The 13,519-nt window shown below is 35.5% G+C and carries 11 protein-coding genes and 1 other annotated feature; of the genes, 5 read left to right on the top strand and 6 right to left on the bottom strand.

Going from position 1 to position 13,519, the window contains the following annotated elements; translation table 11 throughout:
* Nucleotides 1-36 precede the first annotated feature (36 nt).
* A complete protein-coding gene (locus tag QNH24_RS01660; RefSeq protein ID WP_283870451.1) occupies nt 37-1,005 on the bottom strand; it encodes a quinone oxidoreductase family protein in 969 nt (322 codons plus the stop codon).
* Between the two features lie 75 nt (nt 1,006-1,080).
* Here QNH24_RS01660 and QNH24_RS01655 point away from each other — a divergent pair, with 75 nt between their 5' ends.
* From QNH24_RS01655 to QNH24_RS01645, 3 genes are all read left to right on the top strand, one after another.
* The gene (locus QNH24_RS01655; RefSeq protein ID WP_283870450.1) at nt 1,081-2,718 is read left to right on the top strand and encodes an ABC transporter substrate-binding protein; all 1,638 of its coding nucleotides are present in this window, start codon (nt 1,081-1,083) and stop codon (nt 2,716-2,718) included.
* Nucleotides 2,715-3,356, top strand: a complete 642-nt coding sequence (locus QNH24_RS01650; protein ID WP_283870449.1) for a hypothetical protein — start codon at nt 2,715-2,717, stop codon at nt 3,354-3,356. The genes QNH24_RS01655 and QNH24_RS01650 overlap by 4 nt, the downstream gene beginning before the upstream one ends.
* Nucleotides 3,357-3,373: 17 nt before the next feature.
* Nucleotides 3,374-3,639, top strand: a binding site (T-box leader).
* Nucleotides 3,640-3,707: 68 nt separating this feature from the next.
* Nucleotides 3,708-4,952 carry an MFS transporter gene (locus QNH24_RS01645; RefSeq protein ID WP_283870448.1) on the top strand — a complete coding sequence of 415 codons (1,245 nt, stop codon included), beginning with the start codon at nt 3,708-3,710 and terminating at the stop codon, nt 4,950-4,952.
* 78 nt (nt 4,953-5,030) lie between these two features.
* Here the strand turns inward: QNH24_RS01645 and QNH24_RS01640 are convergent, their stop codons facing one another.
* Nucleotides 5,031-5,759, bottom strand: coding sequence for an IclR family transcriptional regulator (locus QNH24_RS01640; RefSeq protein ID WP_283870447.1), 729 nt, complete (start codon nt 5,757-5,759; stop codon nt 5,031-5,033).
* A 404-nt stretch (nt 5,760-6,163) separates the two neighbouring features.
* Between QNH24_RS01640 and QNH24_RS01635 the strand changes: the two genes are divergently transcribed.
* Nucleotides 6,164-7,768 (top strand): M20/M25/M40 family metallo-hydrolase, encoded by a 1,605-nt coding sequence (locus QNH24_RS01635; protein ID WP_283870446.1) that lies wholly within the window; start codon nt 6,164-6,166, stop codon nt 7,766-7,768.
* An 82-nt stretch (nt 7,769-7,850) separates the two neighbouring features.
* Complete coding sequence (locus QNH24_RS01630; protein ID WP_283870445.1) at nt 7,851-9,347, top strand: alanine/glycine:cation symporter family protein; 1,497 nt, start codon at nt 7,851-7,853, stop codon at nt 9,345-9,347.
* A 125-nt stretch (nt 9,348-9,472) separates the two neighbouring features.
* Here QNH24_RS01630 and QNH24_RS01625 read toward each other — a convergent pair whose 3' ends face one another.
* The 4 genes from QNH24_RS01625 to QNH24_RS01610 all read right to left on the bottom strand — a co-directional run bounded on the left by QNH24_RS01625 (nt 9,473) and on the right by QNH24_RS01610 (nt 13,433).
* Complete coding sequence (locus QNH24_RS01625) at nt 9,473-10,429, bottom strand: methyl-accepting chemotaxis protein (RefSeq protein WP_283870444.1); 957 nt, start codon at nt 10,427-10,429, stop codon at nt 9,473-9,475.
* A 137-nt stretch (nt 10,430-10,566) separates the two neighbouring features.
* On the bottom strand, nt 10,567-11,751 hold the full coding sequence (locus tag QNH24_RS01620) for an NAD(P)/FAD-dependent oxidoreductase (RefSeq protein WP_283870443.1): 1,185 nt from the start codon (nt 11,749-11,751) through the stop codon (nt 10,567-10,569).
* Nucleotides 11,752-11,796: 45 nt separating this feature from the next.
* Nucleotides 11,797-12,225 carry a helical membrane plugin domain-containing protein gene (locus QNH24_RS01615; RefSeq protein WP_283870442.1) on the bottom strand — a complete coding sequence of 143 codons (429 nt, stop codon included), beginning with the start codon at nt 12,223-12,225 and terminating at the stop codon, nt 11,797-11,799.
* A 584-nt stretch (nt 12,226-12,809) separates the two neighbouring features.
* The gene (locus tag QNH24_RS01610) at nt 12,810-13,433 is read right to left on the bottom strand and encodes a TetR/AcrR family transcriptional regulator (RefSeq protein ID WP_283934520.1); all 624 of its coding nucleotides are present in this window, start codon (nt 13,431-13,433) and stop codon (nt 12,810-12,812) included.
* Nucleotides 13,434-13,519 lie beyond the last annotated feature (86 nt).

Raw genomic sequence — 13,519 nt, 5'->3', positions numbered from 1 at the left:
CCTCTGTACAATCATCCTACAGAGGGCTGACATATTTTATATTTTTATTAAAATCTTTCCTTGATGCTGACGACTTTCCATTAACTTATGCGCTTCCTGCATATCCTCTAATGCGAAAACTTTAGCAACTGGTACTTGGAAGTCCTCATTCTTTAATATAGTAAAAATATTTTGGGCAACCTGCTGCAATAACTCAGGCTTAAGCTTTCGGGTAGTTCCTAGACTAAAGCCCTTGATATTCCGGCAGCTATTATGTAAATCTGAGGTCATGACTTGCCCAGCTCTACCACCGCTATTCCCAAATTGCACAAGGGTACCATATGGAGCTAAACAGCTTAAGCTTTCTTCCGTTATATTGCCCGCAATAGAATCAAAAATGATATTTACACCAAGTCCATCTGTATAGTCATTGACTTGCTCACTAAAATTCTCATAGGTTAACACCTGATGTGCACCAAGCTCATAAACAATACTTGCTTTATCCATTTTACTAACCGTTCCAATAATCTTTCTTGCCCCTAGATTTTTGGCCATTTGAATAAGCATTGTCCCTACTCCGCCAGAAGCTGCATGAATTAAAACAGCATCACTTTTTTGAATTGGCGCAATTTGATGTGTCAACAGATAGGATAAAAATAAAACTGTTGGAGCTGCGGCTGCCTTCTCCACTGGCACACCATTAGGAATACGAAATACTAGCCGCTCCTTTGCCACTACAAATTCTGCATAGGTTCCATTTTTCGGAAATGCAATAACAAGATCTCCTTTTTTAAACATACTTCTCTCATCAAAAACCTTTTCAACTACCCCTGCTACATCTAAGCCTAAAATCATTGGAAAATTGGCTTTAGCCTTATTCCCTGTTCTGTTTTTAATATCAGCAAAATTTACACTTGTGTAGGTTGTACGTATTAATACCTCCCCAGAACTTATACTAGGTATTGGGCATTCTACATATTGCAAAACATCAGCAGAGCCAAACTCATTCAAAATCACAGCCTTCATAAATGTCCCCTCCTTGTTATGGTAACATTATAAAAGAGAATATTTTTTATAAAAAGAGACAAAAGGAGATAGTAAATGTCCACCTTTCTTTCAAAAAATAAAACACTTTTCTATTTACTTTCACTTTATTGCCATCAAAAAGGTAGCACTTTCAATCAACAGCAATTAGCAGCTTTACTACATATTAGTACGAAGCAATTAAATCGTTATCTTAAATTATTTCAGCAACACAATTGGCTAACTTATCAAGCAGGAAATGGACGCGGACACTTATCCAAAATTCAATGGCACCAGGATATTGAAAAAATGATTGTAGATGCTATGAAACCTCATATTTCAGTAATGACGATGATGGATTGGGAAGAGTTATTTGCATTTCCCCATTTAACAGATTCTCTAGCTATAAGCTTAAAGCAACTATATCAACAAAATATTACAAATAACATCCTATATAATGAACGATTGATAGTGCCAATCTATCACCCTATTTATAATCTTCAACCCAATCAAGTGAATGATGCTTATAGTGCCGCACTTTTATCCAATATTACAAATCGTCTGGTCGAAGCAGATACTAATGGTGCTATTATTCCGTCTCTCGCTCATCACTGGAAAATGAATGGTCAAAAATTGCGTCTTTATCTGCGAAAAAATGTTACTTTCCACAATGGTGATTTACTAACAGCAAAAGACGTCGCATGGTGTTTATGCCAATTACTTCACCTTCCTCTATGGAAGCCTATTCAAGAAATCACAATCGTGGATACGTGGACAATAGATATTATTCTTTCGGAATCTTGCACATACGTGCTAGACTTACTGACCGATATTCAATCAAGTATTTATAAAATTGAAGATAATGTCGTTTACGGAACAGGTTCATTTGCAATTTCTACATATACAGACGATCAAATTATATTAAAAGCTTATGATAATTATTTTGGTATGAAGGCTTTATTGCAAACAGTGGAATTAAACTTACTACCCAAAACCTTAAATTCATTTTTTCAAACAAATTTCTCTACTTCTATTCATCATAAAAAGATGAATATCCAAAATGGGATTTGTGCCATTATATTAAATAAAAATACAGAGGTTTGTTCAACTAAAGCTCAAAGACAGCACTTAAAAAACATCATACATAAGCATTTATTTACATTGCTTCAAAAGGATTCATCCTTAAAAAATCATTTAAGCTATTTTAGTAGTAGTATTCCACCACTATGTAGAAATGAAAATTTAAAAATTGCTGTTTCTAAAAAAAAGAGCAAATTGAACCAACTATTAGTTTCATCTTTTAAACGATATGGTTTTCAACCACAAGTGGATACATTAACCCTATCTCAATATATTAAATATAGTCTACAACAGCTTAATCATGATGTATTTGTGTATACGAATGTTGTATCTATTCCAACAGCCTTTCATAAATTACAGGCTATGTTCAGCCCAGACTCTCCTATTTATAAAGTCTGCAAAGATGATTTATATTTTAGCAATATACTTAACCAATTCAAATGTGCTTCAAAAACAGAATGGCCATTACTGTATGATGCTCTAAACGACTATTTAATGGAAGAAGCAATTTTGATACCATTATTTACAAATATTGATGAAATACCTTTTGCTCATGATATTTTAGAATTAAACTTTAATTACTTAGGGTATATTGATTTTTCAACCATTTGGTATGATAAGGAGGAATCTTTATGAAAGTTAAACAAAGAAAAGCTCAATACAATAATATCCCATACAATTTTTTTGATAATACGAGTAACAAAGTTTGCTTTATGTTCTCTGGCACAGGCTATACCTATGACAGACCGCTTCTTTATTACTCTACTCAGTTAATGCTAGAGCTGGGCTATGATGTTGTACAGGTGTGCTATGCATTTGAGCAACAGCAGTTTGAACAGGATCCAAAAGCTATATCAGATATGGTTTATCAAAAAGCAAACACTATCGTAGAATATATTTTACGCACAAAACCTTATCAGGAAGCTGTATACATAGGCAAATCACTTGGAACATTACCGATTATTGATTTTTATATGCAGCAGTGTCCAGCTATATTTTCCCGATATGTTATTCTCACCCCACTGCTGTTATTTGAGCATATTGGACAAAACCTTATAGACAAAAATACATTTCTAGCAATTGGAACGGCTGATCCTCATTATTCGAAGGAAATAGTCGAGCAACTTTCTTCCCATCATCTTTCTATTATCGAAAGTGCGGATCATTCTCTTGAAATAACAAATAACACCGTAGAATCCATAATTATATGTCAGACATTATTAGCAGAGCTAAAAAAATACCTAAAGAAAACTAGTGCTTTACCAAAATTATAGATTTATGCTACAATATGCAAAATACAATGAAGAGAAGAGTAAATAAGGTTGTTCTTCCCAGAGAGCTCGGAATGCTGAAAACGAGTAAGAACGAATTATTGAAACAAGTCTCGGAGTAGCGCATTGGATTTCTGCATAGAATGATGGTGCGACGGGAGCTCCCGTTACAGAGGAACAGTATAAGCATAAGTCGTTATGCCGTACTGAAAAGGCTATTATGGTGACATAATGGCGAACTAGGGTGGCACCACGTGAATATAAATTCCACAATCTCGTCCCTAAGACAAATCGTCTTGGGGGTGGGATTTTTTTTATTTTGCAAATTATGACTTTGCTTAAGGAGGAATTTATATGAAAAAATCTTTAGAGACATGGCGCTATCCTGTCATCCTATTGTGTAGTATTGGTATCTCTAGTATTGGTGGATGGATCTATTTTATCGCCTTAAATCTCATTGTTTTAAAGCTTACAGAATCAGCTCTTGCTGTCTCTGGCTTGTATATTGTAAGAGCATGCTCATCCTTGCTCACAAACTTTTGGTCAGGAAGCCTAATAGATCGTTTTAATAAGAAAAATTTAATGATTATTTTAAACCTTTTTCAATCTATACTAATCGTTTTACTCCCTTTCTTTTCTAGCTTAGTATCGATTTATGCCTTAGTGTTTATCATTACAGCAGCTAGCTCTATGTATCATCCAACTTCTATGACTTATATCACTAAATTGATACCTATAGCACAACGAAAACGTTTTAATTCATTGCGTAGCCTTCTCGATTCTGGGGCATTTCTAACTGGGCCTGCTATTGCTGGTTTGCTTTTTACACTTGGGACACCCAATATGGCAATATACTTAAATGCAATTGCTTTATCTCTATCAGCCTGTATAACCTTTAAAATGCCAAATGTTGAAGCCCATGAAAAATTTGATAGTGTTACAGAAAAAGCATCACTTTATCGTGTATTACTGCATGATTGGCAAATGGTCATACGCTTTAGCTTAAAAAATCGCTACGTAATGCTAATCTATATGTTGTTTAGTGCTACCGTCGTCTTGATGACAGCAACTGATTCTTTAGAGGCAGCTTTTGCAACACAAGTACTAGCTTTATCAGAGGGGCAATATGGAATGTTAGTCAGTCTCGCAGGAGTAGGTGTTTTAATTGGCTCTTTAACCAATTCAGCTTTTGTTGAAAAAATTCCTACTCCATGGCTAATCGGTATGGGGTCTCTTATAACAGCATTAGGCTATTTAGTGTTTACTTCATCCTTTACTTTTCTTATTGCAGCTTTGGGATGCTTTCTATTGTCATTTGCAACGGCTTTTGCGAATACAGGGTTTTATACATTTTATCAAAATAACATTCCTTCTAAGATCATGGGCCGAATTGGAAGTATTTATGGATTCTTTGAAGCTCTTTTTATTATTGTATTTACTGCTATATTTGGTTTAGTTGCTGAATGGATGACAATCCGTGTAGTTGTCATTAGTGCTTCCTATATGATGTTGTTTATCGCTGTTATACTACTATTGTTAACAATACAACGTTCAAAAAGAAGCTATTATCAAGGTATTGTGAGTAGTAGGAAACAGTAATTCAAAAAGGAAGTAGATAAAAATATTAACCATCTAATGTCGGCTTAATATTGACACTAGATGGTTATTAAAAGGTTTTTATATATATCCTAATTCATGTGATAGCTGCTGTGCCGTTTTCATGACCTCCTGTGTTATACTCTCTAATTTTTCAGCATCTGTATCGTATTCAAAACACTCTGCACTAATTGCTGCAATGGGTTGTTTATTTGAATCAAAAATAGGTGCTGCTATTGATACTGTCCCCTTTGTTTTTTCCCCAAAGCTTATGGCAAAGCCTTTATCCTTCACACCTTTAAGATTCTCAATCAATTCTTCTTTCTCTTGCTCCTCAAGCTGTTTCAAAAATTGCTGCTGTAGATCACTTCTAGAGAATGCAAGCAACACTTTATTAGGAGCTCCAATAGGATATGGGATTTTCTCGCCAATCATATCAATAATACGAACATTTTTAGGACTATCAATTCGATCAATAATAATGGATGCAAACTGTTTCGCAATACTTAAGTAGATAGTTTCACGAACATTATAGGCAAGGTTTTCTAAGAGAGGATGCGCTTTTTCCCTGAGATCTGTTTCGTGATACATTTTCATGCCAAGCTGCAACCAAGTATAGCCTAATCTAAATTCCTTTTTATTGTCATTCCTCTCAACTAAATCAAAGCTTTCTAATGTATATAATATTCTGTAAATTGTGCTAGTTGGTAATTCTGTTTCGTTAAAAATTTCCTGCACAGAAAAAAAACGTTTTGGATGTCTTGCCAGCATATTTATGACTAACATTGCTCTTTCTATTGATTGAATCATTACATTTTCTCCCTTCCATTATCCTGTATTGACCTCTATTCTAATGCTTTTACAGATCCAAAATAGCTGTTAGGGGAATAATTAAGAAATTACAATACATGCCTTTGATGTACTTTAAAAATAAAGCCCCTGCTTTTGAATGTAGTTTCATTTAATTTTAACTAATTTTTAAATATTTAAATAGATACTAGATGAAATATGTATATAGGAATCCACCTAATTAGTACGGAAAATTACAAGTATTCATAAAAATTAAAATTGACAATTTTATATTTTCCCTTTACGATAATTTATATTCCATTATACAGATTAAATTTCGTATAGTGGAATATTTAGTAATCAAAAATCTTGCTTAATGATTAATATCTAAAAAACTCACAGTCTACTATAAAAGGAGCAATATAATGAATACTTATATGTGGAATACACCTGAAAAACTACGTGCCCTACTTTGTGAAATTGTTAGCTGGGAAAGCAGAACTTTAACAAAGGGAGAAAATGAATTCGCCTATAAATTAAAAGATAAATTGTTAACGCTTCCATACTATAAAAAACATCCTGAGTTCATTGAGCTACACGATGCAGGACTTGGAAGAAATGCTGTTACGGCCTTATATAAGCATCCAACGGCAACAGAAACAGTTGTGTTAATAAGTCACTTTGATACAGTGCATACGGAGGAATATGGAGAGCTAGAGCCATTAGCTTTTTATCCAGAAGAATTAACTAAAAAGTTGATGGAACCTAAATATAAAAAAGATTTGCCAGAGGCAGCTAGAATTGATTTGGAGTCAGGCAATTATTTGTTTGGACGTGGCACAATGGATATGAAAATGGGACTGGCATTACACATGCAGTTGATTGAAAAAGCAAGCTTTGAGCAATGGCCCATTAATCTGATTTTAACAGCTGTTCCCGATGAGGAAGTCAACTCTGCTGGAATGAGAGCAGCAGTTGTAGAGCTTGTGAGACTACGAGAACAACATGGTTTAACTTATAAATTATTTTTAAATAGTGAACCGTCCTTTTCACAAGGGCCATCCGATACAAATGAATATATCTATTCAGGGACAATTGGTAAGATCATGCCTGCTGCACTGTTTTATGGTAAGGAAACCCATGTAGGTGAACCATTAAAAGGGATGACAGCTAACTTTATTGCTTCCTATATGACACAGCATATGGAGTGGAATCCACTTTTTCGTGAAACAGATTTGGGTGAAAGCACACCATTACCAGTCTCTTTACAATTAAAAGATTTGAAAATGGAGTATTCTACACAAACACCATACCGTGCGGCAGCACTTTACAATGTCTTTTTGTTAAAGCGGACAGCTGCGGAAGTCATGGCTATTTTTGAGCAAGTGGCGTTACAGGCTATGGCTGCTTGTAATGAGCACTATCAGGAAATTTGTACACGAGAAAAAGTCCAGGGTGTGGGCGACGTAAAGGTATTACGTTACGAGGCACTATTGGAGCACGCTACTCATAAATTAGGGGCTGAAGAAGTTCATACCATTAAACAGCAAGTTCTGCAGCATAGTGAATGGGATGATCGTGAAAAATCGATTCGCATCGTAGATCAGCTCATGATTCGCTGTCAGGAATTAGCACCAGCGACGGTACTGTTATATGCACCACCCTACTACCCTGCCATTAATTCATCCAATCATCCATTAGTGATACAGTCGATTGAATTGATGAAAAAGACGGCACAAACTTTCGACGTTGAAGTGGAGCAAATTCACTATTTTAATGGTATTTGTGATTTAAGCTATGTGAACTATACAGATGATTCCAATGAGTGGCTAGCATTTGAACGGAACACACCAGTATGGGGCGATACGTATAGTATTCCATTTAAAGAAATGACAGCCCTACAAGGTCCTGTGTTAAATGTCGGTCCATTTGGCAAGGATGCACACCAAAAAACAGAAAGATTGCATGTAGATAGTGCTTTTAAAGAAATGCCTATAATGATTGATACGTTAATTAAAAGTTTATTTTAAGAGGAATTTCATACAAAAATGGTTTCCACTTTCTCCAATTTGAATTGTTACCTATTTATCTGAGTAGAAATGAGGTTATTATATGGATTTTGCCACTTTAACAGGGAAAATAGCAGGGATCTTATGGAGTAATGCTTTAGTTTATCTTTGTTTAGGAGCTGGCGTTTACTTCTCGCTTCTTATGAAGTTTCCCCAGCTACGTCTTTTTAAAGATATGATTACACAATTGTTTGATAGAAAAAATTCAGCTAATGGCGTTTCATCTTTTCAAAGCTTTGCTATGGCATTAGGTGGACGTGTTGGTATTGGGAATATCGCAGGGGTAGCTACAGCTATTTATTTCGGAGGACCTGGAGCTATATTTTGGATGTGGGTCATTGCCTTTTTAGGAGCTGGTGCTGCCTATATTGAATCAGCTTTAGCACAAGTTTGGAAACAAGAAATTGCGGGAGAATATCGTGGAGGACCAGCCTACTATATCGAAAAGGGGCTAAAAAACAAGCCATTTGCTATACTTTTTGCCATCGCTACTATTTTAGCAACTGGTTTCACTGGCTCTGGTGTCCAAGCCTTTAACATTGCAGATTCTACAAAAAATGCATTCGGTATTTCACCAATAATCACAGGTATTATTGTTTCTGCAATATTTGGATTTGCTATTTTTGGCGGTATTAAAAGAGTTGGTAAAGTTGCTGAGTATGCTGTACCGTTTATGGCAACGGCTTACATCCTTCTTGCATTCGTCATTTTATTTATCAATATCAAAGAAGTACCTGCTATATTTGCTTTAATTTTTAGCTCGGCCTTTAATTTAAATGCTGCATTCGGGGCTGTGTTTGGGAATGCAATTATGTGGGGAGTAAAAAGAGGTGCTTATTCAAATGAGGCGGGTCAAGGTACAGGAGCACAAGCAGCCGGCACCGCAGAGGTATCTCATCCTGCCAAACAAGGGCTTGTTCAAGCATTCTCTGTCTATGTAGATACATTACTTGTTTGTACAGCAACAGCCATTATGATTATCTCCACAGGTAGTTACAATATTGCCCATCCTAATGGTGGATTTATAATCGAGAATCTTCCAGGAGTTGAAGCTGGTACTGCTTTCGCTCAAGAGGCAATCAACTCATTTATCCCTGGCTTAGGAAGCCCGTTTGTAGCTATCGCTGTATTTTTCTTTGCGATTACTACTATGCTTGCTTTTGGGGTATATACAGAAAGTAATGTTGCTTACTTATTTAAAAACAATAAAAACTTTCCGACTATTGCAATTGTTGTAAAAGTATTATTGGTTATTTCCATCTTTTTTGGAACTATTCGTTCATCCTCAACTGCTTGGAATCTTGCGGATATTGGTGTAGGTACTCTTGCTTGGTTAAACCTAATTGCTATTATCCTCTTAACAAAGCCAGGTATTGCTACGTTAAGAGATTATGAAGAACAAAAGAAGATGGGCCTTGATCCAGTCTTTATTCCAGAAAGATGCGGCATTAAAGATGCAGAATTATGGACTGAAATTACTGAAAAGAACTATCCAGATCAATTAGCAGCATTAAAAGAAAAAGTTGGCGATTTTAAATAATTAAATAATGAACCCTGTAGTAGACACTTTAGAAGGAGCTCTGCAGGGTACTTTCTTTTTTAAATCTCCTTAAAAATTTTAGAGTGATTTCAAGAGTTAAACATATCTTCATTTACGAAGTTTTATTATTTACTTTCGGTTGGGAAATGTTTCACTTGCTCTACTGCCTCTAATAATTTTTTCGTCACGATTTCGGACTCATCAATATGGCTTATTAGAACACGATTTGTTTCATCGAATAAGGCAGTTGTCGTCTTAAATTTATGCATAACATCTTCGTTTGATAGTTTTTGATCTTTAATGGAGCCTAGCAGCTCATTAATCCCAGTTTGAACATTGGTCATAATTTGTAGTAATTGATCAATTTTTACTGAGGTTTTAGTGCTTTTATCAATTCCTTCCGTTACTAGCTGCATATTATTTTTATTATCCTCGTAAGCAAGTCCAATTTGCTCCTCAATTTTCTTTGTTAAATTTGCAATATCCTCTGTGCTAGTTTTCGTGCTTTCAGCTAATTTGCGAACTTCCTCAGCAACAACTGAAAAGCCTTTACCATGCTCTCCTGCTCTTGCTGCCTCAATAGATGCATTCAGAGCTAGTAAATTTGTTTGATTTGAAATTTCCCCAATAACATTTACAATTTCTGCAATTTGTTTTGATCGCTCACTTAAATTAGTCATGCTTAAAGATGTTTTTTGAGATTGCTCTCCTAATGCATCAATAAGCTGTTCTACTTCATGGACAGCCTGCTTACTTTCTACTGATAATGTCATCATTTGGTTGGAGGAGGAAATTAACAAATTACCCTTATCTAGCGCGTTTTCAGAAATTTTATTTGATTGAATTGTGCTAACCTCAACTTTATTAAACTCTCCAACAATATCAGTAACCATTTCTCCTAAAATGGTATGCTGATTATTTACCTTATTATGTTGTTCAATGGTTTCAATGATATCTTTATGTAATAGATTTAAAAATAGTTGAAATTCATTATCTTTTTTATCCAGCGTCGCATTCAATTCATCAATTTTCTTTTTAAATTGCTCAACATCCTCTACTTTTGATCGAAATATCGTGAACATCGTCCTATCACCCCATGCAAAATTTCCTATCTCCTTGATTTTATCCATTTTCTTATGATTAATCAATGATGTACCAGTATTTTACACACAAAAAAATCCCCTTAAACACAAAATTGCATTTAAGGAGATTCCCTATTTTAATATGCTAAACCGAATAAAGCTTTAATATGAGTTAAATAACGAATGTTAGAAGCTTCTTTCATTAATGTTGCTGGAAGGCCTTTAAGTTCTGTATTGCTAGCACCAATCGTAGCAACAGCATCTTTACGACCTAAGCTTGCAAGTGTACCAGAGTTTACAGCTGAGAATGATTTCATTTCTTGGTTTTTGTATTGTGCGAATACGTTGTAGCCAGCGCATTCACCCATTTGCCATGCAACTTGAGCAGTTGGAGCATACAGTGGACGACCACCATCAGCTGGTAATGCAACAGATGCATCCCCAATAACAAATACATCTTCGTGAGATGTAGATTGTAAGAATTCATTGATTGTTGCTTTACCGCGATCTGCTGCAAGACCTGATTCTCCTACGATTGGAAGTGGTGCTACCCCACCAGTCCAAACAAGCGTGTTTGCAACGATTGGTTCACGGTCTTTAAGAGAAATAACATTACCATCTACACCTGTTACAGGCGTACCCGTAATAAATTCTACTCCGCGTTTTGTTAAGCTTTCAGTAGCGCGTTGGATAAGTGTATCTGGAAGTACTGGTAAGATTTTTGGACCAGCTTCAACAAGTTTAATTTTAAGATCAGCAAAGTTAACACCGTGTTTTGCAGCGATTTTCGGGAAGTTGTCCACGATTTCACCAACAAGCTCAACACCTGTTAAACCACCTCCACCGATAACGATTGTTGCATCTGCTTCATCTTTAGATTGTGCATATGCTTTAATGCGGTCTTCAATATGTCTGTTAATTTTATTGGCATCATTTACTGATTTAAGGACCATTGAATTTTCTTCTAATCCAGGGATACCGAAGAATCCAGTTTGGCTACCTAAAGATACCACAAGTGTATCGTAAGTTAATGTATAACCCGTATCTAGGTCTACTTTTTTAGTGTCTACATTGAATTTTGTTACTTTCGCAATTTGTAGATCAATGTCTAACCCTTTAAAGATTTTTTTCAGTGGTAATGCAACAGCACCTTCAGCAATTGTACCACCAGCTAAACGGTGAAGTTCAGTGATAATTTGGTGTGTTGGGAATTGGTTTACTACAGTAATTTTAGCTTCATCAGCTGATAGATACTTACGTGCTGTTAATGCAGTTAGAACGCCAGCGTAACCAGCACCTAAGATGACGATTTCTTTTGACATGATTAATTAATCCTCCGTCCTTACGAATTGAATTTACCTTGAGTCTTATTTAGCTTTGCGTTCTGCGCTTACTTGTAAGAAAGCATTAACAAAACGGAAAACATTTTGAACTTGAGGGTCTTTTAACATTTTCACAAGACCGAATAAACCAATTACTTCATGGCTTTCAGATGCACGGTCTTTTGCTTCAATTGCAGTTGCTGCAAGGTTTTTTGCAGAGCCTACTACAGGACCAGCCATTTCTGTTACTGCTCCAACTGTATCGTTTTTAAGCACTTCGTCTGTTGCAACAGCTTGAGCAAACTCGTATGATTTCGTTAATAATGTCATCATTTCAGTTAACTTTGGTAATTGCTCAACTAAAGTTGTAAGAGATTCTTGAACTTCAGGCTTTAATAATTGATCTAGGACATCTAATTGTTCTTTACTCACAGTTACTTGCTCAGCCTGTGTTTGGTTATTCGTTTCTGACATGTTGAACTCTCCTTTGCCATCACTAATACTATTTTTTATTACTTACATGTAAAAAAGACCATTAAGGTAAAACTTAACAGTCGTTACAGCATATATCTTCCACATTCACCAGTCACAAGGGCTGGATAGCAATTCGTATGACTTGTTATTACAGTGTTAACTTCAATCCGCAAAAAGCGCATCATAATTCCATCCTTATCTTATCTTGGTGACATTACAACCTTCATTATAAGACTGTTTGTCCATTATTTCAATGAGCTAAATCACAATTTCGACAATCTTTTCAAAATTCATTGTTTTAGTCAACTATTAACTGTTTGACTATAATAAATTTTCCAAAGCAGCAAAATTAAGAATCGTCGTTTTTTGTCGTTCATCCTTTTGCCCCCCTCTTTTTGGAAGCAAATAAACAGCGACTTGATGTTCCTTATTAAGGTCGTCATTCGCCTATTGGAGTCTTGCTCTGCGTGAAAGCGAAGCGTTAGCGACAAAGCGACAGTCTGGAACGGAAATCTCCTTCATTTTGACTTTTGATTATTTAGGCCATTACCAGATAATACCTTTTGAAAGGAGTTTAAAGGGGCTTATTCATTGTTATGAACAGATTGCCAAAAGAAAGTGGTCACTTCTTTGGCTGTTTCTTGTACTGTGTTAAACAACCGCTTTCCTTCCCCGTCTTTGAAATATCCAATGGACATCATCGCCATAAACGTATGTGCAAAGAAGGTAGCATTTCCTTTACGTATTGTCCCCTTCTCCATCTCTAGCTGCATGGCTTGTTCAATTGTTTGATATATTTTATTTTCCGAGATATGTACTTCCTTTAATTGAGATTCTGATAAATTAATGGATGCCTCTCTCATAAAGTTTTTCATATCAATATCTACAGTAGCAGATAAGTGAACTTCAACAAGTTGTTCTAGTCGTTCTTTAAAGGGGCTTGGCTGCTCTAAAATATGTAGAATAGCTAGTCTAATCCTATCCATCATTGCAATTAATGCAGATGTATATAGATCGCCTTTAGTTGGGAAGTAATAATAGACTGTTGCCTTTGTCACGTTACAAGCTTTTGCTACATCATCCATCGAAATATTTTTGTAGCCCTCTTTTATAAAAAGTCTTGTGGCCGTTTCAAGGACAATATCTTTTGTTGGTTTTGCATTTTCATTATGGCGAGGTCTTCCGAGAACACGCGGCGATTGTTTCATCATATCGCCTCCTTTTAAAGCATTATTTTTAAACATAGTATAACATATTAGTATTTCGTAATTGATTAATTAACCTACTAGTATAT

The organism is Lysinibacillus pakistanensis (assembly GCF_030123245.1).
In the GTDB taxonomy this organism is placed as follows: Bacteria; Bacillota; Bacilli; order Bacillales_A; family Planococcaceae; genus Lysinibacillus; species Lysinibacillus pakistanensis.
Note: the sequence above shows the minus strand (reverse complement) of the source record. Positions and strands in the feature narration are given on the sequence as shown.

Coding starts and splice junctions, on each gene's coding strand:
- QNH24_RS01660 (WP_283870451.1), bottom strand. CDS start 1,005: ATGAAGGCTGTGATTTTGAATGAGTTTGGCTCTGCTGATGTTTTGCAA.
- QNH24_RS01655 (WP_283870450.1), top strand. CDS start 1,081: ATGTCCACCTTTCTTTCAAAAAATAAAACACTTTTCTATTTACTTTCA.
- QNH24_RS01650 (WP_283870449.1), top strand. CDS start 2,715: ATGAAAGTTAAACAAAGAAAAGCTCAATACAATAATATCCCATACAAT.
- QNH24_RS01645 (WP_283870448.1), top strand. CDS start 3,708: ATGAAAAAATCTTTAGAGACATGGCGCTATCCTGTCATCCTATTGTGT.
- QNH24_RS01640 (WP_283870447.1), bottom strand. CDS start 5,759: ATGATTCAATCAATAGAAAGAGCAATGTTAGTCATAAATATGCTGGCA.
- QNH24_RS01635 (WP_283870446.1), top strand. CDS start 6,164: ATGAATACTTATATGTGGAATACACCTGAAAAACTACGTGCCCTACTT.
- QNH24_RS01630 (WP_283870445.1), top strand. CDS start 7,851: ATGGATTTTGCCACTTTAACAGGGAAAATAGCAGGGATCTTATGGAGT.
- QNH24_RS01625 (WP_283870444.1), bottom strand. CDS start 10,429: ATGTTCACGATATTTCGATCAAAAGTAGAGGATGTTGAGCAATTTAAA.
- QNH24_RS01620 (WP_283870443.1), bottom strand. CDS start 11,751: ATGTCAAAAGAAATCGTCATCTTAGGTGCTGGTTACGCTGGCGTTCTA.
- QNH24_RS01615 (WP_283870442.1), bottom strand. CDS start 12,225: ATGTCAGAAACGAATAACCAAACACAGGCTGAGCAAGTAACTGTGAGT.
- QNH24_RS01610 (WP_283934520.1), bottom strand. CDS start 13,433: ATGAAACAATCGCCGCGTGTTCTCGGAAGACCTCGCCATAATGAAAAT.